The following is a 25216-nucleotide window of genomic DNA, read 5'->3' as shown; positions in this document are numbered from 1 at the left end:
TACGTAGGTTAACTCAACGTGCTGGATAGAATAAAAGTTTGTTTTACTGAGAGTATTCAAACGCAGATTGCAGCGGCAGAAGCCTTGCCTGACGCCATTTCCCGCGGTGCGATTGCGATGGTGCAATCTCTGCTAAACGGTAACAAAATTCTGTGCTGCGGTAACGGAACATCGGCAGCCAATTCGCAACATTTTGCCGCCAGCATGATTAACCGCTTTGAAGCAGAGCGCCCCAGCTTACCCGCCATCGCACTAAATGCAGATAATGTGGTCTTAACTGCAATAGCCAATGACCGCTTGCATGAAGAAGTCTATGCCAAACAAGTCAGAGCGTTAGGTCAGGCGGGCGACGTACTACTGGCAATTTCAACCCGTGGCAACAGTCGCGATATTGTGAAAGCCGTAGAGTCTGCCGTTACCCGCGACATGACGATTGTCGCCTTGACCGGGTACGATGGCGGAGAACTGGCCGGGTTGCTTGGGCCACAGGATGTGGAGATTCGCATCCCGTCACACCGCAGCGCCCGTATTCAGGAAATGCACATGTTGACAGTAAATTGCCTGTGCGATTTGATTGATAACACACTTTTTCCACACCAGAACGATTGAAGGAGCACTACATGAGGATAAGTTCTGCATTTGCCGTGCTGTCTATCGCCCTGCTGCTACAAGGCTGTGTCGGGGTTGTCGCAGTTGGCAGTGCCGTAGCGACCAAGACGGCCACTGACCCACGTACCGTCGGCACGCAGGTTGACGATGGCACACTGGAAGTCCGCGTGACGAATGCAATCAGCAAAGACGAGCAGTTGAAAAAAGATGCCCGTATCGTTGCGACGGCTTATCAGGGGAAAGTACTGTTAACAGGGCAGGCTCCGAGCACAGAGATGGCAAGTCGGGCTAAGCAAATCGCCCTCGGCGTGGAAGGTGCAGCCGAAGTCTATAACGAAATACGTCAAGGCACCCCGGTTTCAATGGGAACCGCCTCCCTGGATACCTGGATCACCACCAAAGTTCGCTCACAAATTTTGGCTAGTGATACGGTTAAATCCTCTAACGTAAAAGTCACTACGGAAAACAGCGAAGTCTTCCTGTTAGGTTTGGTGACACCGCGTGAAGGCACCTCCGCCGCAGAAATTGCCAGTAAGGTTAGTGGTGTTAAACACGTAACGACCGCCTTTACCTACCTGCAATAACACGACGCGTTTACGAACAAAAACCGCTGATGCACTCATCAGCGGTTTTTTTATCTCTGCGCTTTTTATCCCAGCCAGAGGAAGCGTTTCTTTACCCGCTGAGATCAGGGCGTAGCTGGATTCAGCAGCCAGAGCGCACGGCGGGTTTCAACGCTGATATGGCTCGGTTCTTTATCCTGCTTGCCAGCCTTGCCCGTGAGTAATTCCGCAAAGCCCGCCTGCCTGATTTGCGTCTGATAACGCGGCGTTTTCAATACACGCTCAGCCTGCAAAAGCAGTGGGATAAGGCGGCTGCTTTGCCTGTCCATCGTCTTGCGCGGCCACGCTTTGTTTTCATCCAAATACGGTGCCATAAAATCCAGTGCCTTTATCACACTGCTCCCTTTCGGCGTTTGATATTGCCAGACATTCTCCCCGACACGAGAAGCCAGAGTAGCCATATCCGTTATCGCCTGAAGGTTGAAGTAGCTGTAATGGAAGGAACGGGTACGCGCCAATTCTTCCGGCTGAGCACCATCTGGTTGCAGTTGATGATCCAATTTCTCTCGCTGTAATTGCGACATGGATTTCACCACGTCAATTTTCCCCAGATACCAGGCGATGCCCGCGACTTGTACGGTATACCAGCTACCGTGATTATTCTTGGCCGTTGCCTCTTTTTTCCCCAGTTTACTGGTTTGCAACCAGTGCAGGTAATCGCTCATCCATTTCTGCATCTGCTGCTCATCCTGCGTCGTCCAGCCCGGTGCCTGACGCAGCATAATCAGCGAATCGACGATACGGGTGGAAAAATAGCGCCCGTCCAGCACGCCTGAGCCCCTGCCCGGCGCGATGCCCGGCACGCCCTGCGCAAAATCGAGATTAGGGTTCATGCGCGTTGCAGGGTCGATAAACCAGCTACGGATCATTGACGTTGCCTTATCGGCATACGCCTGTTTGCCCGAGAAATACCACGCCAGCGTCAATGCCTGCGTTTGAGCCGTGAATGTAGCCAACCGCACCCCATCCGTCTCTTCATCCTTGCTGGCAGGGTTTACCTGCCCATCACGACGAATCCAAGGCAAACCATCAGCTTTGTCGGGATCGGGCCACCAGTAGGTGCTGAGGCTCAAATAATCATGCTTTGAACCACTAGGTGGCGTGGATTTTTTTTCCGTCACGCTAGGGTTGTCAATTTTCAGTGCGCGTTCGGCTTCCGAAATAAGCTGCTCATACGCCATTCGCGTCTGCGGTTTTTCCGTTTTCTGCTGTAGCTGCTGTTTTACTACGGATAGCTGGGGCTGCTGCAAGAAGGCGTAGGGATTATCGGGGGATGACGCTTTAAGCTCCGCGTCCGCATGGGCAACAGAAGCCACACAACACAATGCAACCAGTAAACCTGACCAATAACGTAACCGCATACTTTCTCCTGATGTCGAAAACACGAACGTTAGCGCAAAAAAATTCTCGGTATAGTAAACGAACAAAGCGACTTAATTCAGATTGTTATCTCGCAAAAACGCATCGCCGCCCATCTGTCGCATCTGGCGCAAAATCCACTGCTGACGTTGAATGACATAGCTAGAGGGCGCATTCGCACGAAAGCGGATAGGGTTCGGCAATACCGCCGCCAGCAACGCAGATTCGCTTGCCGTCAGCCTGCTGGCAGATTTGTTGAAATAACGTCTGGCAGCCGCTTCCACGCCAAAAATCCCGGGGCCAAATTCGGCGATATTCAGATACACGGTAAGAATCCGCCGTTTTGTCCACATCAGCTCCACCCCGGTCGTAATCCCCGCCTCAAGCCCTTTACGCACCCAGCTACGTCCATCCCACAAAAACAGATTCTTCACCATCTGCTGCGATAGCGTAGACGCCCCGCGAATCCGCTGCGTGTTGCGTTCGTTGTGTTTCAATGCCTGACCAATCGCATCAACATCGAAACCCCAATGCTGAGGAAATTTTTGGTCTTCTGCCGCCATCACCGCCAGCGCCATTTCCGGTGCGATATCGTCCATGGAAACCCAATCCGAATGAGCAACATAGGAGAATTCGCCTTTCAGCCATGCGCTGAGCTGCCTATCAACCATCACCGCTGAAAACGGCACCGGCAGGAAAGAGAACAGCAGGATACCTGCGAGCCACGCCCCGATGACAACCAATACACTCCGAATAATCAGACGCTTAAGCCACATGAGTAAGCCTCCACGCCTCCTGCTCCACCTCATTCGGTGAGAGCCAATACGCGAGCAACGAGCTTATCAATGCCTTGCGCCGCTTCGCTGATGGAGTTAGCCAGCATATAGGCTGGTGTCGTTACGATTTTATGTTCCTCATCCACCACGATATCATCGACCGGACAAACAACGTGGATACCGCCCATTTCTTCGACAGCCTCAGCGGTATCGATATCGTTACCAACAGTTACACGAACGGGTACACCCAAGATCGTCGGCAACAACGCAGGCGAGATGCAAATAAAACCAATTGGTTTACTTTGCTTATAAATTTCCCGTGTGAGCAGTTGCAGCATTTCATCGATCTGACAGGCCGATCCCTGCGTGGCAAAGTCGCTTAAATTTTTTGCAGCGCCAAAACCCCCCGGCACAATCAACGCATCTAAATCTTGTGCATTCGCGGTAGAAAGCGGCTGGATTTTTCCTCTGGCGATCCGTGCTGATTCTGCTAAAACGTTGCGATTCTCACCAGTTACGTCACCCGTCAGATGATTAACCACCTGTAATTGCGGCTTATCTGGCGCAAAGCAAACTGCTTGTGCGCCTGCGCGATCCAGCGCAAGTAACGTCAACACGGCTTCATGAATCTCGGAACCGTCATAAACACCACAGCCACTAAGGACAATGCCGACTCGTTTCATCATCTTTTCCTTCATTTCATTACATCAACTAATTGATTTTTTAATTGACAAACACTAATCTACATCACACATTTTAATGATTCTTGTAACAAAGATTTCCACATTTGCTATTTTGTTGCTTGATGAAGATGTACAGTACTTGGGCTTTACTTGTTGTTGTAAGTTCTTCAGTTACTGTTGTAAGTTGTTTAAGTTGTTATGGTTAAGACACGTTAAAGACACGAATATCCGCACTTGCGAGTTTACAAACCCTGAGATCTAAATGCAGGTGCATGTTTTCCCTGGTGTTGGCGCATAATTCGCGCACCCCGGCTTCGGTCGGGGTCATTTTTTTCTACCGAATGAAAACGTGCAAAGCCTCGCATTCTCCATCCCTCTTCAATCGTAAACACCACTCAATCTAACGTCGCCCTGCATTTTTCGCATGATATCGCGCGATACGAAAAAATTTCTAACCGCGTTACTCGCCACATCCTTGTGGCCGTAAAACTGAATCAGGACTCTTTTTCTGCTTTGGCTACCCAATCACGCAGTACCTGAACGTCATGACGCCAGTCATGCTTAAGCTCATCGACCCATTCCTGCACGTTATCCCACCATGCCGGTAGCGATGAAGTCTGAATCTGCTGGGCAACTTGCTGTAGATGCCGTAACCCAACAGAACCCGCCGCCCCTTTAATTTTATGCCCTTCTTCCGTAATCCCTTTCTGGTCGCGCGCCGTCATATTGGAATCCAGAATCGCCAGATAGCCCGGCATCATCTGTTCAAACATCTCCAGACTCTGATGAATTAATTTCGGCCCCACCAAATCCAGATACTGTTCCAGCATCGGAATATCCAGCAGGTCTTCTTTTGCTTTTTCCATTTCATCACCTTCCTCAGCGACGGGGTTTTCCGTCCACACCGTGTGGTTATCCCAAAATTGTTTGATGACAGCCGTCAGCGCAGGCACCGACAGCGGTTTGCTGAGCACGTCATCCATACCCGCATCCAGATATTCACGTTTATCTTTCAGCACATTCGCCGTCAGCGCCACCAGCGGCGGCATGTTGCGGTTGGCATAACGTGAACGTAGCTGACGCGCCACGTCCAACCCGGTCATGTCCGGCAGTTGAATATCAAGCAACACCAGATCGAACTCATCGGGATCGAACATATCTAGCGCGTCTTGCCCGGTCATGGCGACATCCACGCTATTACCCAGTTTCTCCAGCACTGAGCGCGCAACTACCACGTTCAGCTCGATATCCTCCACCAGCAGAACGTGCAGCGCAGGTAGCGGCATGTCATCATCGTCTTCAAGGTGGCTTCCCGCTTCATCAACGCTCGGCGCAATGACGGTCAGAGTAAAGCAGGAGCCCTTACCTTGCGTACTGGAAACCTGGATATCGCCCCCCATGTTCTGTGCCAGGCGCTTCGACACCGCCAGACCGATTCCCGACCCCGTTGCGGGTTTCCCGCCGTGCTGGTCTTTGACCTGATAATACATGGCGAAGATTTTTTCCAATTCATCGGCCGGGATGCCCATCCCTGAATCTTCAACCTCGAAGCGCAGGCGATCGCCCTTTTCATGCCAGACGCGCACCACAATTTCGCCCTTTTCGCCTTTCTCACCCTTCGGCGTAAATTTCACCGCGTTACTGAGCAGGTTCCACAAAATCTGCCGCAGGCGCGTGCCGTCAGTAATCACTTTCTGCGGCAGAGGCTGATGCTGATCCATAATCAGCTTCAGGCCTTTCGGCTCCGCTAACAGGCCGCCGAGGTTTTCCAGATCCACCAAAAAGCCAGTGAAATCGATCGGTTGATTATCCAGTTGCACCTTGCGGCGCTCCTGTTTATCCATCTCAATCACGTCGTTAAAGATATTGCCCAGCGTAATCGCGCTGACGTGGATAGTTTTCAGGTATTTTTGCTGCTCAGGGTCAAGTTGCGTATCCAGCAGGATACGACTTAACCCGACAATGCCATTAAGCGGCGTACGAAGCTCGTGGCTGATAGTTGAGATAAAGGTAGTCTTCTCCCTACTGGCGTTCTCTAACGCGTCCTGGTAACGCTTACGCTCCGTTATATCGCGTCCAAATCCCATTAGCCCGTGACGTTTGCCCATTCGGTCATAAAACGGCACCTTGCGCAGCTCAAAACAGGCTTTACGCCCATCGGGATAAACCAGCCATTGTTCATAGGTCAGAGAAACGTTGTGGCGGAACACTTTTTCGTCCGTCTCCATCACTTTCTCGGCAATATCGGGAGCGTAAACATCTTGCGGCGTCAGGCCAATGAGCTGCTTCTGGCTTTTGCCCACCAGCAGCTCCATCGCGCGGTTGCAGCCGGAAAATTCTTTTTCTTCGTTACGGTAGTAAACCAGATCTGGCGAAGCATCGAGGAATGAACGCAGCAGCGCAGATTGCTGCTCCAGCTCAATTTGTGCCTGTTCGCGGCGAGACATCTCTTCTTTGAGGCGGCTCATTACCAGCACACGAGCTTCTTCCGCTTTGATACGATCGGCGATTTCCTGATTGAGCTGCGCGATGTTCTCCTGAAGCTGCACATTCAGTTCCAGATCGCGATGGCGCATCTCTTCCAGCTTCGCGACCAGCTTCGCCAGCCGCTGACGCGACTCTTCAAGCTGCTCCACCACCACAGAGAGAAAATAAACGGCCCAGGGCGTAATCAGCAGCCCGAAGAAAATAGAGCGGACAACGTCGATATTTTCGACTTCCCCACTGAGCAACAGAGTGACCGCCATTTGCACCACCATCGCCAGCAGCACCAACACCGAGGCCAGCAGCAGTGAAAAACGGACAAGCCCCAGTTTTACCATTAAATCAACATAGTACTGAGCCAACAGACGAATTTGCTTCATAGCGATTTCCCTTAGACACCCACCCGCGCATCATAACGTAAAATAGCGGTTTATACGGCGCGGCCTCGTAGATTCACAACATGAAATACCGGCTTCTGCTGCCAGCCTCTTTTGACACATCAGACGCCATCGTATCGGTAAGGTGTGCCCAGTGCGGAACCCTGTACGCCGTGTGTTTGCAGATAGCGATCCAGCTCGACCATGCCCGTCCAGCGATTTTCACACCAGAGCGGAGCCAGCAGGGTCGGACGTCGGGCGCTGGCGGAAATGCGGTGATAGATCACGTCTGGCGGCGTATGGCGAATCATCTCTCCTGCCGTCTCCACGTAGCGATCCAAGGCTAATTCGGGCAGCCTTCCGGCACGCCAGGCCTTCGCCATCGTGCTGCCCTCCACGATATGGAGAGGATGGAGCTTAATGCCTTCAACTCCGGTCTCAACAACCTGCTCCAACGTCGATAAGCAGCGCTGTGCGTCTTCTCCCGGCAAACCCACAATCAGATGGCTACACACTTTCAGCCCGCGTTCACGCGCACGGCGGGTGGTTTCCTGATAGCAGGCGAAATCATGGCCGCGATTAATCCGGTGCAGCGTTTTGTCACAGGCACTTTGCAAACCGAGTTCCAGCCAAACTTCATAACCCCGGTCATGATAGCGGGACAATAAATCCAGTACGGCATCTGGCACGCAGTCGGGGCGCGTCCCCACGCAAAGCCCCACCATCTCGGCCTGCTTCAACGCTTCCTGATACATACTTTCCAGTACCTGAACTTCGGCATAGGTACTGGTATACGCCTGAAAATAGGCCAGATAGCGCTTGGCCCGATTCACCTTTCCCGCCTGTGCTTCCAACTGCTGCGCAATACTGCGTTGTTGCATCTGCTCATCGGCAAACGAGGCGACATTACAGAACGTACAACCGCCCCGCCCCAGCGTGCCATCACGGTTGGGGCAATTAAACCCGCCGTGCAGTGTCAGCTTGTGGATCTTCTCGCCATAGCGGCGTTGAAGATTTCCGCCAAACATATTGATTAATTTTTGCAATTGCATATTCTAGCCTGCTCCCTTGAGGAACAGCAGACTACCTTTCTCTTGCCCCCTTCGCGATGACCGCGATCAATCACACACATGCCAATGAAATGCATTTTTATTCGCTTTTAGTGAAAATAAACTCACGTCTGTGCCAATTAATTTTTCTTATCTCGTAGGCATGCCTGATGAAAAGATGAAGCAATACTTAAAAATAGTTTCATTAAATCTAAAAGTAGCCATATACAGCAGAATATTCTACAACGCAGAAATAACGTAGCATGGATAAGGGTTCTTACGCTTTTGTATAGTGATACAGCTCACACTTCAATTAAATCCCATATTCATTTCCCGCGATAGTTTTTCTAAAAAAATCATTATGTTTCATACGTATAACTAAAAATTATCGCTTATCAGCACATTTTGCACTGGTATTTGACCTGAACAGGGTTTCTCGCTAATTTGGGAATCCGCTGGAAGCTTTCCTGACGGGTCCATGATTCGTCATATTTATGCAGTAAATGAAGACTCCCTCTAAAAACAAGTCATTTACCACTTGTGAGACCGTCACGAGAGGCCGAAGAAGAGAGCGTAATACTAGCCGCTCAACGCCACGGTGCTTTCTCGCAGTAGGTTGTGAGAGTCACACAGAGCCTGGGGAGGTTCACTAATATGTTGTACGATGCATCCCAAGAGAGAGATAACTGTGGTTTCGGACTAATCGCCCATATAGAAGGTGAGCCGAGCCATAAAGTAGTGCGTACCGCGATTCACGCACTTGCACGCATGCAGCACCGTGGCGCAATCCTTGCTGACGGCAAGACTGGCGACGGCTGCGGTTTGTTACTTCAGAAGCCCGATCGTTTCTTTCGCCTGGTGGCAGAAGAGCACGGCTGGCGTTTAGCCAAAAACTACGCCGTTGGCATGATGTTTCTCAATCAGGACGAAGATCTGGCTCGCGCGACGCGTCGGATTGTAGAAGAAGAGTTGCAGAACGAAACGCTGTCGGTACTGGGCTGGCGTGAAGTGCCGACCAACCCGGATGTCCTGGGTGAAATAGCCCTGTCATCCATGCCACGTATTGAGCAAATTTTCGTTAACGCCCCGGCAGGCTGGCGTCAACGTGATATGGAACGCCGCCTGTTCATGGCGCGTCGTCGTATCGAAAAACGTATCGAAGACAAAGAGTTCTACGTTTGTAGTTTCTCCAATCTGGTGACGATCTATAAAGGTCTGTGCATGCCAGCAGATCTGCCACGCTTCTACCTCGATCTGGCCGATCTGCGTATGGAATCAGCAATTTGCCTGTTCCACCAGCGCTTCTCAACCAACACCGTGCCACGCTGGCCGCTGGCGCAGCCATTCCGCTATCTGGCGCACAACGGTGAGATCAACACCATCGCCGGTAACCGTCAATGGGCGCGCGCACGTGCTTACAAATTCAAAACCCCGCTGATTCCAGATTTGCAGGATGCCGCGCCGTTCGTCAACGAAACCGGCTCCGACTCCAGCTCGCTGGACAACATGCTGGAACTGTTCCTGAGCGGCGGGATGGATATCATCCGCGCTATGCGCCTGCTGGTTCCGCCAGCCTGGCAGAATAACCCGGATATGGACCCTGAGCTGCGCTCATTCTTCGACTTTAACTCCATGCACATGGAGCCGTGGGATGGCCCAGCCGGTATCGTGATGTCCGACGGGCGCTATGCCGCCTGTAACCTGGATCGTAATGGCCTGCGTCCCGCGCGCTATGTCATCACTAAAGACAAGCTGATCACCTGCGCGTCTGAAGTGGGTATCTGGGATTATCAGCCGGATGAAGTGGTTGAAAAAGGACGTGTTGGTCCGGGCGAGCTGATGGTGATCGACACCCGCAGCGGCCGCATTCTGCACTCTGCCGAAACCGATAACGATCTGAAAAGCCGCCATCCTTACAAAGAGTGGATGGAGAAAAACGTTAAGCGCCTGGTGCCGTTTGAAGAGTTGCCAGACGATCAGGTCGGTAGCCGTGAATTCGACAACGAACTGCTGGAAACCTACCAGAAACAGTACGGCTACAGCAGCGAAGAGCTGGATCAGGTTATCCGCGTGCTGGGTGAAAATGGTCAGGAAGCGACCGGCTCCATGGGTGACGACACGCCGTTCGCCGTACTGTCGAGCCGTCCACGCATCATTTATGACTACTTCCGTCAGCAGTTCGCGCAGGTCACTAACCCGCCGATCGATCCGCTACGCGAAGCCCATGTGATGTCGCTGGCGACCAGCATTGGTCGTGAAATGAACGTCTTCTGTGAAGCGGAAGGCCAGGCTCACCGTCTGAGCTTTAAATCGCCGATCCTGCTTTACTCCGACTTCACACAGTTGACGTCGCAGGATGAACTGCACTATCGCGCCGACACGCTGGATTTGACGTTTGATCCGTCGCAGCAAACGCTGCAACAGACCATCGAGAAACTGTGTGACGAAGCAGAAAGCAAAGTCAGAGACGGTGCCGTTCTGCTGGTGCTGTCTGACCGTGGCATTAGCGAATCACGCCTGCCTGTCCCTGCGCCGATGGCCGTGGGTGCCGTTCAGCGTCGTCTGGTAGAAAAGAGCCTGCGCTGTGATGCCAACATCATTGTTGAAACCGCCAGTGCGCGCGACCCGCACCACTTTGCCGTGCTGTTAGGCTTTGGTGCGACGGCTATCTATCCTTACCTCGCTTACGAAACGCTGGCGCGGATGGTGGATAACCACACCATCGACAAACCTTATCGCGCTGTGATGCTGAACTACCGTAACGGCATCAATAAAGGCCTGTACAAGATTATGTCCAAAATGGGCATCTCGACGATTGCGTCTTATCGCTGTTCCAAGCTGTTTGAAGCGGTGGGCCTGCACAAAGACGTGTCGACGCAATGCTTCCTGGGCGTCGTCAGCCGCATCGGCGGGGCAAGCTATAGCGACTTCGAACAGGATCTGTTGAACCTGTCCAAGCGTGCCTGGCTGAAACGTAAAACGCTGGAACAAGGTGGCCTGCTGAAATTTGTTCACGGCGGCGAATACCATGCCTACAACCCGGATGTTGTCACCACGCTGCAAACCGCAGTGAAATCCGGTGAGTACAGCGATTATGAGCAATACGCCAAACTGGTTAACGAGCGCCCAGCAGCAACCTTACGCGACCTGCTGGCACTGAAACCGCAAGAAGGCGCGGCTATCGCGATCGACAGCGTTGAGCCGGCCTCTGAAATGTTCAAACGCTTCGATACCGCGGCCATGTCCATCGGTGCACTTAGCCCCGAAGCGCATGAATCGCTGGCTGAAGCGATGAACGGACTGGGCGGTTTCTCCAACTCCGGTGAAGGCGGCGAAGATCCAGCGCGTTACGGCACCAATAAGGTGTCTCGTATCAAGCAGGTTGCTTCTGGTCGCTTTGGTGTGACGCCAGCCTATCTGGTTAACGCCGATGTGATTCAGATTAAAGTGGCACAGGGCGCGAAACCGGGCGAAGGGGGTCAGTTACCGGGTGATAAAGTCACGCCGTACATTGCTCGTCTGCGCTATTCCGTGCCGGGCGTGACGCTGATTTCACCCCCGCCGCACCACGATATTTACTCTATCGAAGATCTGGCTCAGCTGATTTTCGATCTGAAACAGGTCAACCCGAAAGCGATGATTTCGGTAAAACTGGTGTCCGAACCGGGCGTCGGGACTATCGCTACGGGCGTTGCCAAAGCGTATGCCGACCTGATCACCATCGCCGGTTACGACGGTGGTACGGGTGCTAGCCCGCTGTCCTCCGTGAAATACGCGGGTTGCCCGTGGGAACTGGGACTGGTGGAAACGCAGCAGGCTTTGGTCTCCAACGGCCTGCGCCACAAAATCCGCCTTCAGGTGGACGGTGGCCTGAAAACCGGTCTGGATATCGTCAAAGCGGCGATTCTGGGTGCGGAAAGCTTCGGCTTCGGCACTGGGCCAATGGTGGCGTTGGGCTGTAAATACCTGCGTATCTGTCACCTGAATAACTGTGCGACAGGCGTTGCAACGCAGGATGAGAAGCTGCGCCGCGATCACTACCACGGCCTGCCTGAGCGTGTTACCAACTACTTCCACTTCATCGCGCATGAAACTCGCGTGCTGATGGCAGAACTGGGCGTCAGCCGTCTGGTGGATCTGATTGGTCGTACTGATTTGCTGGTTGAGCTGGACGGTTTCAGCGCTAAGCAGAACAAACTGGATCTGTCGCCGCTGCTGCACGCTGCACAGCCTCAGCCGGGCAAAGCGCTGTACTGCACTGAAAGCAATCTGTCGTTCGATAAAGGCTTGTTGAACAAAGAGCTGCTGGCTCAGGCACAACCGCACATTGATGCGAAACAGGGTAAAGCGCTCTATTTCGATATCCGCAACACCGATCGCTCCGTCGGCGCGACGCTGTCTGGTGCGATTGCCGAGAAACATGGCGATCAAGGACTGGCTGGCGATCCGATTAAAGCTTACTTCTCCGGTACAGCAGGACAGAGCTTTGGCGTCTGGAACGCTGGCGGTCTTGAGCTGAAATTAACTGGCGATGCCAACGATTACGTGGGCAAAGGCATGGCGGGCGGCAGCATCTCCGTGCGTCCTCCGGTGGGTTCCGCCTTCCGCAGCCACGAAGCCAGTATCATCGGTAACACCTGCCTGTACGGCGCTACCGGCGGTAAGCTGTTTGCCGCAGGCCGCGCAGGTGAGCGTTTCGCCGTGCGTAACTCCGGCTGTATTACCGTGGTAGAAGGCATCGGCGATAACGGCTGTGAATACATGACGGGCGGTATCGTCTGCGTGCTGGGTCGTACCGGCGTGAACTTTGGCGCAGGTATGACGGGTGGATTTGCCTACGTGCTGGATGAAGACGGTGAATTCCGTAAACGCGTTAACCCGGAACTGGTGGAAGTGCTGGATGTCGAAGAACTGGCTATTCATGAAGAACATCTGCGTGGCCTGATCACCGAGCATGTACAGAATACCGGTTCACACCGCGGAGAAGAGATCCTCGCTAACTGGCCGACCTGGGCACCGAAATTTGCTCTGGTGAAACCGAAGTCAAGTGATGTGAAGGCATTGTTGGGTCACCGTAGTCGTTCCGCAGCCGAGCTGCGGGTTCAGGCGCAGTAAGAGGTCATCATGAGTCAGAATGTTTACCAGTTTATCGACTTACAGCGCGTTGATCCGCCCAAGAAACCGCTGAAGATTCGTAAAATTGAATTTGTTGAGATCTACGAGCCGTTCTCAGAAAGCCAGTCCAAAGCACAGGCAGATCGCTGCCTGTCATGCGGTAACCCTTACTGTGAATGGAAATGTCCGGTACATAACTACATCCCGAACTGGCTGAAGCTGGCGAATGAAGGCCGTATTATCGAAGCGGCTGAGTTATCGCACCAGACCAACAGCCTGCCGGAAGTCTGCGGCCGCGTATGCCCACAGGATCGTCTGTGTGAAGGGTCTTGTACGCTGAATGATGAGTTCGGCGCGGTTACCATCGGCAACATCGAGCGCTATATCAATGATAAAGCGATAGAGATGGGTTGGAAGCCAAGCGTTGCCAACGTTAAACCAACCGGCAAACGCGTCGCCATCATCGGCGCAGGCCCAGCTGGGCTAGCGTGTGCCGACGTGCTGGCACGCAGTGGCGTACAGGCTGTGGTTTTCGATCGTCACCCTGAGATCGGTGGCCTGCTGACCTTCGGTATCCCCTCTTTCAAGCTCGAAAAAGAAGTGATGGTGAAACGTCGTGAGATCTTCACCGAGATGGGCATCGAATTCCGTCTGAATACCGAAGTCGGCAAAGACGTGCAGATGAAAGCGCTGCTGGACGAATACGATGCGGTGTTCCTCGGTGTCGGCACCTATCAGTCTATGCGTGGCGGATTGGACAATGAAGATGCTCAGGGTGTCTACGATGCTCTGCCATTCCTGATTGCCAACACCAAGCAGCTGATGGGCTTTGAAGCCGCCGTTGACGAGCCTTACATCAGCATGCAGGGTAAACGCGTTGTGGTGCTGGGTGGTGGTGACACCGCGATGGACTGCGTGCGTACCTCGATTCGTCAGGGTTCAACGCACGTTACCTGTGCCTATCGTCGTGATGAAGAGAACATGCCGGGTTCTAAACGCGAAGTGAAAAACGCGCGTGAAGAAGGCGTCGAGTTCAAATTCAACCTGCAACCGTTGAGCGTCGAGATCAATGGCGCAGGCAAAGTATGCGGCGTGAAAATGGCGCGTACCGCGCTGGGCGCACCGGATGCCAACGGCCGTCGTCGTCCTGAAATCGTAGAGGGCTCCGAGCACGTTCTGGAAGCCGATGCGGTCATCATGGCGTTCGGCTTCCGTCCACACAAAATGGCGTGGCTGGCAGAACATGACGTCAAACTCGACGATCAAGGCCGCATTGTCGCGCCAGAAAGTTGCGATAACGCGTTCCAGACCAGCAACCCGAAAATTTTTGCGGGCGGCGATGCAGTACGTGGTTCCGATCTGGTGGTTACGGCTATCGCAGAAGGCCGTAAAGCTGCTGACGGCATCATGAACTATCTGGAAGTGTAAGAACGTCCCACTTCTCTTAAGGGCAGCGCTGGCTGCCCTTTTCTTTTTCAGTTTAACCTGAAGCGCCTGTTAGCAACTGATAGCAACAACCCACTCTCTTTCTTTAGAATTTCACACTAGATAAGCTAATAAATTCTTCATCTTTCCACTTCGATTTAAAGAACTTTTCGTAATAAATCCTTCAGCATCACGATAAAAGCGTACACTTGTCTCCGGCATTTATTTGTCTTTATTGAGATTGGATTTCATTAAGGAGTAAATATGACAACCGAAGTGGCACTTGTAACAGGGGCTGGTCAGGGGATTGGCCGCGCTATTGCGCTCAGATTGGCGAAGGACGGGTTTGCCGTCGCCATTGTGGACTATAACCAAGAAACTGCGCGCAGTGTGGCGCAGGAAATCGAAAAATCCGGCGGACAGGCCATCGCATTACAGGCCGATGTCGCAGATCGTGAGGCGGTGTTCACTGCCGTCGCAGAAACCAAAAAACGCTTTGGTGACTTTAACGTCATCGTCAATAACGCTGGTGTTGCCCCCTCAACCTTGATTGAAGATATCACGCCAGAAGTCATCGATCGCGTATACAACATCAACGTCAAAGGCGTTATCTGGGGTATTCAGGCGGCTCTCGATGCCTTCAAATCGCTGGGGCACGGTGGCAAAATCATCAACGCCTGCTCACAGGCTGGACATGTGGGCAATCCTGAACTCGCCGTCTACAGTTCAAGTAAATTTGCGGTTCGTGGATTGACACAAACGGCCGCACGCGATTTAGCACCGCTAGGCATCACGGTCAATGGCTACTGCCCGGGTATCGTAAAAACGCCGATGTGGGATGAAATCGATAGGAAGATCTCTGAGTCAGCAGGGAAACCACGTGGGTATGCAACGGAAGAGTTCGCCAAACGCATCACGCTGGGACGCCTGTCCGAGCCGGAAGATGTCGCTGCTTGCGTCTCCTATCTGGCCAGCCACGATTCCGACTATATGACAGGACAGTCGTTACTCATTGATGGCGGAATGGTGTTCAATTAACACAACTGACTAACCGTAGCGTACAGTAGGACAAGTATAGAAAAGGGCACCGCAGAGGTGCCCTTAGAAACAGACTACTTCACGACCCGTAGCGAGGGTCTGCCACCTTTAGGCGGCTGCGGCGGTTCGTCATCAGAACCCGAGCCATCCTCAGGTGCTTCAGAATCAGGCGAGCTATCGACAATCGACATGACTGTCCCTGAAGAGGGCCCGCTTTCCTGAAAGTCTTCATACTCACCTGCGGCTTCGTAAGCAGGTTCGGACTCAAACATCGTTCCAGCCCCGTTCTCGCGTGCGTAAATCGCCATTACTGCCGCCATCGGCACATAAACCTGGCGCGGTACACCGCCAAAACGCGCATTGAAACGAACGCTGTCATCAGCTAACTCAAGGCCGCCAACAGCGCGCGGTGCGATATTCAGCACGATCTGGCCGTCACGGGCGAACTCCATCGGCACCATAACATCTGGCAGAGTGACATCGACTACCAGATGAGGCGTTAATTGGTTATCCAGCAACCAATCATAAAAGGCCCGTAATAAATACGGACGACGCGGAGACAGTTGAGACAACGCCATACAGTTTAACCTCGGGTTTGCAAACGCATTTCACGTTCCACTTCCGTCAGGGAAGCCAGGAACGCATCACGCTCAAAGACGCGTGTCATGTAGCCTTTCAGCTCTTTCGCGCCCGAACCACTCAGTTCAATACCTAACTGCGGCAGACGCCACAGCAGCGGAGCCAGATAGCAATCCACCAGGCTAAACTCTTCGCTCATGAAATAAGGCGCTTCATTAAACACCGGGGCAATAGCCAGCAGCTCTTCACGCAATTGCTTACGTGCCGCATCCGCTTCCTGAGCGCTGCCATGCGTAATTTTCTTCAATAAAGAATACCAGTCGCTCTCAATGCGATGCATCATCAGGCGGCTATTACCGCGCGCAACCGGATAGACAGGCATTAACGGTGGATGAGGGAAACGTTCATCCAGATACTCCATGATAATACGTGATTCATAGAGCGTCAGTTCGCGATCGACCAATGTCGGCACAGAACCATAAGGATTGAGGTCAATAAGATCCTGAGGCAGATTATCCATGTCCACCTGTTCAATCTCGACACTCACACCCTTTTCCGCCAATACAATGCGGACCTGATGGCTAAAAATGTCGGATGGACCAGAAAACAGCGTCATTACCGAACGTTTGTTGGCAGCGACAGCCATGAAAACCTCCAAGTTTATCGAGAAAATACGGCGAATAGCCGTGCAATGGGGAATCTGCAAACCGCTATTCGAAATTTTGCTCGCCAATGTGTAAACATCACCTGAAAAAATACGTCGTTTCAAACAGCGACGACAGTTGGCACACGGGCATAAAATCGGCGAATAGCTTATCAGATTTTGTTCGTTTTGTGGGGGTATAAGCACAATTTCATCGTTAACATACGGAAAGTAAAGCGTATATTTCGAGGAAATTTATTTTTAGGCATAAAAAACCCGGTGACAAGCACCGGGTTTTTCGCATTGATTTCGCTGCAAAGCAGCCAGAAATTAACGCTTGGAGAACTGAGGACGACGACGTGCTTTACGCAGGCCGACTTTCTTACGTTCAACCTGACGAGCATCACGAGTAACGAAACCTGCTTTACGCAGTTCGCCACGCAGAGACTCATCATACTCCATCAGAGCGCGGGTGATACCGTGACGGATCGCACCAGCCTGACCAGAGATACCACCACCTTTAACGGTGATGTACAGATCCAATTTCCCAACCATGTCGACCAGTTCAAGCGGCTGACGAACTACCATGCGGGCAGTTTCGCGACCGAAGTACTGTTCCAGACTACGCTGGTTGATAACGATGTTACCGTTGCCCGGTTTGATGAACACGCGAGCGGCGGAGCTTTTGCGGCGACCAGTGCCGTAGTATTGATTTTCAGCCATTGCCTATAATCCCGATTAAATGTCCAGAACTTGCGGTTGCTGTGCCGCGTGATTGTGCTCGGTGCCCGCGTAAACTTTCAGTTTACGGAACATAGCACGACCCAACGGGCCCTTCGGCAGCATGCCTTTAACCGCGATTTCAATCACACGCTCAGGACGGCGGGCAATCATCTCTTCAAAGGTCGCTTGTTTAATACCACCGATGTGACCGGTGTGATGATAATAAATCTTGTCAGTACGCTTGTTGCCAGTTACAGCAACTTTGTCAGCGTTCAGAACGATGATGTAATCACCCGTATCAACGTGCGGGGTGTATTCCGCTTTATGCTTGCCGCGCAGACGACGAGCCAGTTCAGTAGCGAGACGGCCTAAAGTTTTACCGTTCGCATCAACAACGTACCAGTCACGTTTTACGGTCTCTGGTTTAGCTGTAAAAGTTTTCATTAAAAGCTTACCCAATAATTAGTTACACGTTGGTGAACACCCAAACGCTCGAAAACAGTTGAGGCTCACACGACCATCAAGTCCAGCAAACCTACCCCTTCGAATAGCCATTGCCGGCACTATAAAGTTTTTGGGAAAAAAACTTTGTTGTAACGTGGGGTCGCAAGATTATAGAGAAGTGATTCTCAAAAATCGACCTTTTTTCACACGCAAATGACGAAAAACCGCAGCCTGTGTTACGCCAAATGCGGCTGCCGTAGGTACTCTTCGCTTTGCATTTCCTGCAAACGGGATAAACAGCGCTGATATTCGAATTTCAGGTGCTCTCCCTGATAGAGATCAAACATCGGTGCCTGCGCAGAGATAATGAGCTTAATGCGACGATCGTAGCATTCATCCACCAGTGCCAAAAAGCGGCGGGCGGTGTTCTCTTCCTTTGTTTCCATCACCGTCACATTGTGCAACAGCACCGTGTGGTAGAGGCGTGACAGTGCGATGTAATCATTCTGGCTCCTCGCCTCTGTACACAGCGTGTGGAAATCGACCGCCAGCACACCGTCGCTCACGCCAAGTGTCGTTAACGGACGATGATTGATCTCCAGCACTGGCCCCGGCGTCTGCCATTGCTTCCCGGTCAGCCGCGTAAACATCTGCTGCATTGCCGCACTCGTTTCCTCATTCAGCGGCGAGAGGTAAAGGTGCGCCTGTGTCAGCGTGCGCAGACGATAATCGATACCCGCATCGACATTACGCACTTCACAGTGCTGTTTAATCAGCGCAATAGCAGGCAGAAAACGGGCGCGTTGTAATCCATTGCGGTAGAGATCGTCTGGCGGAATATTCGACGTCGCCACCAGCGCAATGCCGCGAGCAAACAGCGCACGCAGCAGTTCAGCCAACAGCATCGCATCGGTGATATCAGAAACGAAGAATTCATCGAAGCACAGCACATCCGTTTCAGCTTTGAAGCCGTCGGCCACTTTCTCCAACGGATTCTCCTGCCCCTGAAACTGGTTCAGTTCTTCATGTACACGTAGCATAAAGCGATGGAAATGCAGACGCATCTTGCGCTCGGCAGGCAAACTATGAAAAAACATATCCATTAGCCAGGTTTTACCACGCCCAACACCGCCCCACATGTACAGTCCTTGAACTGGGGCAGACTCACGTTTATCACTCAGCCCCAGCCAGCGACGCCATTTCCCTGCGCGACCAGATGTCCCCGCACCGTCATCCACCGCACGCTCGCACAGCGCCTGATGTATCGCTTCCAGACGCACAACGGTTTGCCGCTGCACCTCATCCGGTTGATATTCACCGGCAGAAAGCGCCTGCTGGTAAAGCGCCAAGGGGGTTGTTTGCTGCCGTGTTGTCTGTGGAGTAGCCATCGCAATCCCTGAGAAAAAAGTTAGTCGTGTTTTGCTGTGTGTTGCCGTCGATTTAAGCCGTAATCGTCGCAGTTAACAACCTTGATGTCTGCGATAGGTCAACATTCCCCTTAGTCATCGAGTATCAGGATTCCACTCGGACAAGGTTAACGGTTATAGTGACTATTATTAAGTGAAAAACCCTACGGGACAACGACGTCAAAATAGGAGCGATTATGACTTGGGAGTATGCGCTGATAGGTTTAGTTGTCGGTATTATTATTGGTGCTGTCGCCATGCGCTTTGGTAACCGTAAGCTGCGGCAACAGCAGGTATTGCAAAATGAGTTGGAGAAAAGCAAAACCGAACTGGAAGACTATCGCCAGGAATTGGTTGGACACTTCGCCCGCAGCGCGGAGTTGTTGGACAACATGGCGGATGACTATCGTCAGCTTTATCAGCACATGGCGAAAAGCTCCAATAACCTGTTACCTAACGTTCCTGGCCAGGATAATCCGTTTAAATACCGTCTGACCGAGTCAGAAGCGGATAACGATCAGGCACCAGTGAACATGCCACCACGCGATTATTCCGATGGTGCGTCAGGCCTGCTGCGCGGCGAACGTCCGATTCGCAAATAATATCAACTAATTATACCCTAAATAATTCGGGCTGTAGGACGGCGGCAAGCGAAGGAATCCCGATGAGCTTACTTAAGTAAGTGATTCGGGTGACAAATCTGCCTGGAGCAGATTTGAACGCTGCTTGCAGCGGCCCCAACGGGGCGAGGCTCATGGATGAGCCGAGTAACGGACGCAGCCAACACACCTACAGCTTGAAGTATGACGGGTATATAGACGTGAGGCTTTCTGGCCTCACGCTTTCCCCTCTCTTGTTCTACGCTTAAAACGCTTGTACGTTTAAGACGCGTACCACAGGCTGCCATCGTCCGATCACGCTCCATAAACAGCGATAGTTACAATCTGCTGACGAAACAGCAGTGAACTTTACACATTGATCGCCAGTCTGACTCTTCACCGTGTCTTTAAGTTTATATATCATCGTTTTATTCATCCGCAGGCCGTGAGAGAGTTAATAACAATGAAAAAAACATCATTACTATTTAGTGCACTGGCAATGAGTATAGGTTTGACCCTGTCCACGCTTCCCGCTGCAAATGCTGCGCTGCCTGCCGTGGTTCAAGGTCAACAGACGCCAAGTCTGGCCCCGATGCTGGAGAAAGTCTTGCCAGCCGTCGTCAGCGTGCACGTTGAAGGTACACAGGTACAGCGTCAGCGCGTACCGGAAGAGTTCAAGTTCTTCTTTGGCCCTAACTTCCCAACGGACAAACAAAATTCGCGTCCGTTTGAAGGACTGGGCTCTGGCGTGATTATTGATGCTGCAAAAGGTTACGTGCTCACCAACAATCACGTGATCAATAACGCCGACAAGATCCGCGTCCAGCTTAATGACGGACGTGAATATGAAGCGAAATTGATTGGGCGTGATGAGCAGACCGATATCGCCTTGCTACAGTTGAATGACGCCAAGAATCTGGTCTCTGTAAAAATGGCCGATTCCGATCAACTGCGCGTCGGTGATTTCGCCGTTGCCGTGGGTAACCCGTTCGGCCTCGGGCAGACGGCGACCTCCGGCATTATCTCCGCACTGGGGCGTAGCGGCCTGAATCTGGAAGGGTTGGAAAACTTCATCCAGACCGATGCTTCCATCAACCGCGGCAACTCCGGCGGCGCGCTGGTGAACCTCAACGGTGAGCTGATCGGTATTAACACGGCGATTCTGGCGCCGGGCGGCGGGAATATCGGCATCGGTTTCGCTATCCCCAGCAATATGGCTCAGAATCTGGCACAGCAGTTGGTTGAATTTGGCGAAGTCAAACGCGGGCTGCTGGGTATTAAAGGCAGCGAGATGACGTCCGAAATGGCGAAAGCCTTCAACGTCGACGCGCAGCGCGGTGCTTTCGTCAGCGAAGTCTTACCGAAATCCGCCGCCGCGAAAGCCGGAATCAAGGCGGGCGACGTATTGACGACGCTGGATGGTAAACCGATCAGCAGCTTTGCCGAATTGCGTGCCAAAGTTGGCACCACCGCGCCGGGCAAGACCGTGAAAATCGGTCTGCTGCGTGATGGCAAACCGCAGGAAGTTTCCGTCGTGTTGGATAACAGCTCATCGGCATCAACCAGCGCCGAAACGCTTTCACCGTCATTGCAGGGGGCTTCTCTGACCAATGGCCAATTGAAAGACGGCAGCAAGGGCGTGCAGATTGATAACGTCGCCAAAGACACACCTGCCGCACAGGTCGGTCTGCAAAAAGGCGATATCATCATCGGTGTAAACCGCGAACGTATTGAAAACATCACGCAACTGCGTAAGCTGCTGGAAGCGAAACCTTCCGTTCTGGCGCTGAATATCGTCCGAGGCGAAGAAACAATCTATCTGCTGCTACGTTAATCGTTCGTCGTTTTTTACGACAGCCTAACTGGCCAGAACAGCGCTGATGTTAAAAAATTTCCGGGAGAAATTTTTAACGTTGTATCAGCAACGGCCCGTAAGGGTGGTGGCCAAGGATGGCACGCCATAAAAAATCGGACACCGAGTCATGCGGTGTCCGAACTTCTCGTGATATCCTCCTTTTATCTCCCTTTCCACAGTAACTCACGGCCATGCTTGCTAAATTATTACGTTCAGCACTATTTGGTGCCCTTGTCGCCGGAATTATTCTGGTCGTACTGCCGTTTATCGGATCTGGCACGTCGTTTCTGAAAAGCAATGACAGAAACACTAATGGCTCGCCCGTAAGCTACCATCAGGGCGTCAACCGTGCGGCTCCTGCTGTGGTTAATATTTATAATCGGGTTGCCAATACGGAAAAACCCAATGAAGTCGCCATTCATCCTCTGGGTTCTGGCGTTATCATGAACGAAAAAGGATACATTTTAACCAATAAGCATGTGATTAATAACGTGCAACAAATCCAGATCGAGCTGTCAGATGGCCGGTTGTACGAAGCCCGCGTGATCGGCTCCGATACCCTGACAGACCTGGCTGTGTTGCAAATCGATGGCGTCAATCTCCCCGTCATTCCCATGAATCCAGACCGTATCCCGCACGTCGGCGATGTCGTCATGGCGATCGGTAACCCTTATAACCTAGGGCAAACCGTCACGCAGGGCGTTATTAGCGCCACTGGCCGCGTCAGCCTCAGCACTTACGGCCAACAAAGAAGTCAGGTAGGACGCCAAAACCTGCTGCAAACCGATGCGTCAATTAACCACGGAAACTCTGGCGGTGCGTTGGTCAACACGCTCGGTGAACTGGTTGGTATTAATACCCTTTCTTTTGATAAAAGCAGCAATGGCGAAACGCCGGAAGGCATTAGCTTCGCGATCCCCGTCGCATTGGCGACCAAAGTGATGGGTAAACTGATTCGCGATGGTCGTGTGGTTCGCGGCTATATTGGCATCAACGGTGTACAGCTCGAAAATATTGAGAACAGCACGTTAACCAACAATCGCGGAACGCAGGGTCGATTGACCGGCATTCTCGTCCAGACTATCGATCCCGGTGGCCCGGCGGATAAAGCGGGTATCCGCATTGAAGACGTGATTGTTAGCGTCAACAATAAGCCCGCACGCTCGATTATCGAAACCATGGAACAGGTTTCGGAAATACCTCCCGGCACCGTCATTCCCGTCACGATTGAGCGCGATAACAAACAAATCACGCTACAAATGACGATTCAGGAATTCCCTACCCAATAGCGGCATCCAAGGCTACTTGATAAAACAGTATCAGCAGGTAAACAAGAAACCGGGTGGGAACCCACCCGGCTGGCGAAGATCATTTGAGGAGAAAACGGGGAGGCGCTTATTCGTGTTCTTTAACACGCTCGATGTTCGCACCTAAGCCACGCAGCTTATCTTCGATGCGGTCATAGCCACGATCGATGTGATAAATACGATCCACTATCGTCACACCTTCCGCGATACAGCCTGCTAAGACCAGACTGGCTGAGGCACGTAAGTCGGTCGCCATCACCTGTGCACCAGACAGCTTATCAACGCCGTGACAAATCACGGTATTACTCTCGATCTCCGCCTGTGCGCCCATACGGATAAGCTCAGGTACATGCATGAAGCGGTTTTCAAAGATAGTTTCGGTAATCACACCGGTCCCTTCTGCGACCAGGTTCAGTAGGCTGAACTGCGCCTGCATATCGGTCGGGAACCCAGGATGCGGCGACGTGCGAACGGTAACCGCTTTTGGACGCTTACCGTGCATATCCAGACTGATCCAGTCTTCGCCGATTTCAATCTCCGCGCCCGCTTCACGCAGCTTCGCCAATACCGCATCCAGCGTATCAGGACGGGTATTACGGCAGATAATCTGACCGCGAGATACCGCAGCCGCGACCAGAAATGTCCCGGTTTCAATACGGTCGGGCACAACGCGATACACACCGCCGCCCAGACGCGCAACACCTTCAATAGTGATTTTATCGCTGCCTGCACCGCTAATTTTCGCACCCAGCGTGTTCAGGAAGTTTGCCGTATCGACAATCTCCGGCTCACGCGCCGCGTTTTCAATAATCGTGGTGCCTTCGGCCAGCGTTGCTGCACTCATGATGGTTACCGTGGCGCCGACGCTCACTTTGTCCATCACGATGTGCGCGCCTTTCAGGCGACCATCAACCGTGGCTTTCACATAGCCTTCTTCCAGAACGATCTGCGCCCCAAGCTGTTCAAGGCCGTAAATATGCAAATCTACCGGGCGTGCGCCAATTGCACAGCCGCCGGGTAGCGATACCTGCCCCTGCCCGAAACGCGCCACCAGCGGCCCCAACGCCCAGATAGAGGCACGCATGGTTTTCACCAGATCGTACGGCGCGCAGAACACGTTCACCTCGCTGGCATCCACATGAACGGAACCATTGCGTGTAACACGCGCCCCCAACTGACCGAGTAACTTCATAGTCGTGTCGATGTCACGCAGTTTCGGTACGTTCTGAATTTCGACCGGTTCTTCTGCAAGTAACGCAGCGAATAGGATTGGCAACGCAGCGTTCTTGGCACCGGAAATGGTCACTTCCCCCGCTAAGCGAGTTGGCCCCTGAACACGAAATTTATCCATAGTCTTTCTATCTCGATGTCTTAATTCAATATTTCGTCACACTGATACCGGCAGTTTATCCCCACGAGTACAGGGAATGCTTAGAAACCGTTCAGTTTACGGTCGCGCTGCCACTCTTCCGGCGTATAAGCCTTGATCGACAATGCATGAATACGGTTATCCGCGATGTACTCCATCAGCGGCGCATAAACAGCCTGCTGTTTTTTGACTCGGCTCATTCCAGCAAAAAGTCCGCCCACCGCGATGACCTGAAAATGGCTACCATCACCAGAAACATGGGCTTCTTCCAGTGCTAATGCGTTCATCAGCACGTCTTTAATTTCGTTATTTTCCATCGCTCTCGATTTCTATGTCAGGGGGAGATGATTTACAGGGGGGTATCTTAGATGAATATGACGCTATCTTAAACAAAGAATACGCCCCTTCAGACGATGCCTAAAGGGGCGAATCCGGTAGTCAGCGTTACCGTTTAAGACACAGGAATGATTTCATTCAGGTTATAGAGCGCAATGAGCGTTTTTAACCGATCGCTGGCACCAACAATCGCTATCTCTCCGCTCAACGACGGCTGTTGATAAACGTGCATCAGCAATGCCAACCCGGCAGAATCAACACGGTTTAATCCTGACACATCCAGCGTGGTTTTACCCGCTAGCAGCGATTCACGCTGCTGCCAGAACGGTAGCAGCGTTTCACGATCGAGATCGCCCGTTAATGCCAGCGTGGAGTCCTGCGCCTGCCAGTTCAATGCGTTCGCCATGTTCGTACCCA

At 52.3% G+C, this 25216-nt stretch carries 21 protein-coding genes; 8 read left to right on the top strand and 13 right to left on the bottom strand.

Going from position 1 to position 25216, the window contains the following annotated elements:
- Positions 1 to 18: 18 nt before the first annotated feature.
- Positions 19 to 609, top strand: a complete 591-nt coding sequence (gene diaA, locus EDI29_RS09090) for a DnaA initiator-associating protein DiaA (RefSeq protein WP_005975525.1) — start codon at positions 19 to 21, stop codon at positions 607 to 609.
- A gap of 11 nt (positions 610 to 620) precedes the next feature.
- Positions 621 to 1193 carry a division/outer membrane stress-associated lipid-binding lipoprotein gene (gene dolP / locus EDI29_RS09085; protein ID WP_137740633.1) on the top strand — a complete coding sequence of 191 codons (573 nt, stop codon included), beginning with the start codon at positions 621 to 623 and terminating at the stop codon, positions 1191 to 1193.
- Positions 1194 to 1297: 104 nt separating this feature from the next.
- Here dolP and EDI29_RS09080 read toward each other — a convergent pair whose 3' ends face one another.
- The 5 genes from EDI29_RS09080 to mnmL all read right to left on the bottom strand — a co-directional run bounded on the left by EDI29_RS09080 (position 1298) and on the right by mnmL (position 7963).
- Entirely contained in the window at positions 1298 to 2593 is a 1296-nt protein-coding gene (locus EDI29_RS09080; RefSeq protein WP_137740632.1) for an alginate lyase family protein, read from the bottom strand.
- Positions 2594 to 2665: 72 nt separating this feature from the next.
- Positions 2666 to 3400: a monofunctional biosynthetic peptidoglycan transglycosylase gene (gene mtgA, locus EDI29_RS09075; protein WP_137740631.1), complete on the bottom strand. Its 735-nt coding sequence runs from the start codon at positions 3398 to 3400 to the stop codon at positions 2666 to 2668.
- Positions 3397 to 4050 carry an isoprenoid biosynthesis glyoxalase ElbB gene (gene elbB, locus EDI29_RS09070; protein WP_137740713.1) on the bottom strand — a complete coding sequence of 218 codons (654 nt, stop codon included), beginning with the start codon at positions 4048 to 4050 and terminating at the stop codon, positions 3397 to 3399. The genes mtgA and elbB overlap by 4 nt, the downstream gene beginning before the upstream one ends.
- Positions 4051 to 4544: 494 nt before the next feature.
- Positions 4545 to 6914: an aerobic respiration two-component sensor histidine kinase ArcB gene (gene arcB / locus EDI29_RS09065; RefSeq protein ID WP_137740630.1), complete on the bottom strand. Its 2370-nt coding sequence runs from the start codon at positions 6912 to 6914 to the stop codon at positions 4545 to 4547.
- A 119-nt stretch (positions 6915 to 7033) separates the two neighbouring features.
- The gene (mnmL, locus tag EDI29_RS09060; RefSeq protein ID WP_012822111.1) at positions 7034 to 7963 is read right to left on the bottom strand and encodes a tRNA modification radical SAM protein MnmL/YtqA; all 930 of its coding nucleotides are present in this window, start codon (positions 7961 to 7963) and stop codon (positions 7034 to 7036) included.
- 651 nt (positions 7964 to 8614) lie between these two features.
- Here mnmL and gltB point away from each other — a divergent pair.
- From gltB to EDI29_RS09045, 3 genes are all read left to right on the top strand, one after another.
- On the top strand, positions 8615 to 13075 hold the full coding sequence (gltB, locus tag EDI29_RS09055; protein ID WP_137740629.1) for a glutamate synthase large subunit: 4461 nt from the start codon (positions 8615 to 8617) through the stop codon (positions 13073 to 13075).
- Between the two features lie 9 nt (positions 13076 to 13084).
- Positions 13085 to 14503 carry a glutamate synthase small subunit gene (locus tag EDI29_RS09050; RefSeq protein ID WP_137740628.1) on the top strand — a complete coding sequence of 473 codons (1419 nt, stop codon included), beginning with the start codon at positions 13085 to 13087 and terminating at the stop codon, positions 14501 to 14503.
- 261 nt (positions 14504 to 14764) lie between these two features.
- Entirely contained in the window at positions 14765 to 15538 is a 774-nt protein-coding gene (locus EDI29_RS09045) for a (S)-acetoin forming diacetyl reductase (RefSeq protein WP_012822108.1), read from the top strand.
- 74 nt (positions 15539 to 15612) lie between these two features.
- Here the strand turns inward: EDI29_RS09045 and sspB are convergent, their stop codons facing one another.
- The 5 genes from sspB to zapE all read right to left on the bottom strand — a co-directional run bounded on the left by sspB (position 15613) and on the right by zapE (position 19315).
- Positions 15613 to 16116, bottom strand: coding sequence for a ClpXP protease specificity-enhancing factor (gene sspB, locus EDI29_RS09040; RefSeq protein WP_137740627.1), 504 nt, complete (start codon positions 16114 to 16116; stop codon positions 15613 to 15615).
- Positions 16117 to 16121: 5 nt separating this feature from the next.
- A complete protein-coding gene (gene sspA / locus EDI29_RS09035; RefSeq protein WP_005975503.1) occupies positions 16122 to 16763 on the bottom strand; it encodes a stringent starvation protein SspA in 642 nt (213 codons plus the stop codon).
- Positions 16764 to 17090: 327 nt separating this feature from the next.
- Positions 17091 to 17483 carry a 30S ribosomal protein S9 gene (gene rpsI, locus EDI29_RS09030; RefSeq protein WP_107170748.1) on the bottom strand — a complete coding sequence of 131 codons (393 nt, stop codon included), beginning with the start codon at positions 17481 to 17483 and terminating at the stop codon, positions 17091 to 17093.
- A 15-nt stretch (positions 17484 to 17498) separates the two neighbouring features.
- Complete coding sequence (gene rplM, locus EDI29_RS09025; RefSeq protein WP_005975488.1) at positions 17499 to 17927, bottom strand: 50S ribosomal protein L13; 429 nt, start codon at positions 17925 to 17927, stop codon at positions 17499 to 17501.
- Positions 17928 to 18163: 236 nt separating this feature from the next.
- Positions 18164 to 19315, bottom strand: coding sequence for a cell division protein ZapE (zapE, locus tag EDI29_RS09020; protein WP_137740626.1), 1152 nt, complete (start codon positions 19313 to 19315; stop codon positions 18164 to 18166).
- Between the two features lie 215 nt (positions 19316 to 19530).
- On the opposite strand from zapE, the gene zapG reads away from it, so the two are divergent.
- From zapG to degS, 3 genes are all read left to right on the top strand, one after another.
- Positions 19531 to 19935, top strand: a complete 405-nt coding sequence (zapG, locus tag EDI29_RS09015; protein WP_005975485.1) for a Z-ring associated protein ZapG — start codon at positions 19531 to 19533, stop codon at positions 19933 to 19935.
- A gap of 460 nt (positions 19936 to 20395) precedes the next feature.
- Positions 20396 to 21766: a serine endoprotease DegQ gene (degQ, locus tag EDI29_RS09005; protein ID WP_137740624.1), complete on the top strand. Its 1371-nt coding sequence runs from the start codon at positions 20396 to 20398 to the stop codon at positions 21764 to 21766.
- A 212-nt stretch (positions 21767 to 21978) separates the two neighbouring features.
- Complete coding sequence (gene degS / locus EDI29_RS09000; RefSeq protein ID WP_137740623.1) at positions 21979 to 23076, top strand: outer membrane-stress sensor serine endopeptidase DegS; 1098 nt, start codon at positions 21979 to 21981, stop codon at positions 23074 to 23076.
- A gap of 106 nt (positions 23077 to 23182) precedes the next feature.
- On the opposite strand, the gene murA is transcribed toward degS, so the two are convergent.
- The 3 genes from murA to mlaB all read right to left on the bottom strand — a co-directional run bounded on the left by murA (position 23183) and on the right by mlaB (position 25205).
- Positions 23183 to 24445, bottom strand: a complete 1263-nt coding sequence (murA, locus tag EDI29_RS08995) for a UDP-N-acetylglucosamine 1-carboxyvinyltransferase (protein ID WP_137740622.1) — start codon at positions 24443 to 24445, stop codon at positions 23183 to 23185.
- Between the two features lie 80 nt (positions 24446 to 24525).
- On the bottom strand, positions 24526 to 24780 hold the full coding sequence (gene ibaG, locus EDI29_RS08990; RefSeq protein WP_039304057.1) for a BolA family iron metabolism protein IbaG: 255 nt from the start codon (positions 24778 to 24780) through the stop codon (positions 24526 to 24528).
- A 134-nt stretch (positions 24781 to 24914) separates the two neighbouring features.
- The gene (gene mlaB, locus EDI29_RS08985; RefSeq protein WP_137740621.1) at positions 24915 to 25205 is read right to left on the bottom strand and encodes a lipid asymmetry maintenance protein MlaB; all 291 of its coding nucleotides are present in this window, start codon (positions 25203 to 25205) and stop codon (positions 24915 to 24917) included.
- Positions 25206 to 25216 lie beyond the last annotated feature (11 nt).

It is taken from the genome of Pectobacterium polonicum (genome assembly GCF_005497185.1).
GTDB classification, from domain to species: Bacteria; Pseudomonadota; Gammaproteobacteria; order Enterobacterales; family Enterobacteriaceae; genus Pectobacterium; species Pectobacterium polonicum.
The sequence above is the reverse complement of the archived record's forward strand: the minus strand, read 5'-3'. Positions and strand labels throughout refer to the sequence as shown.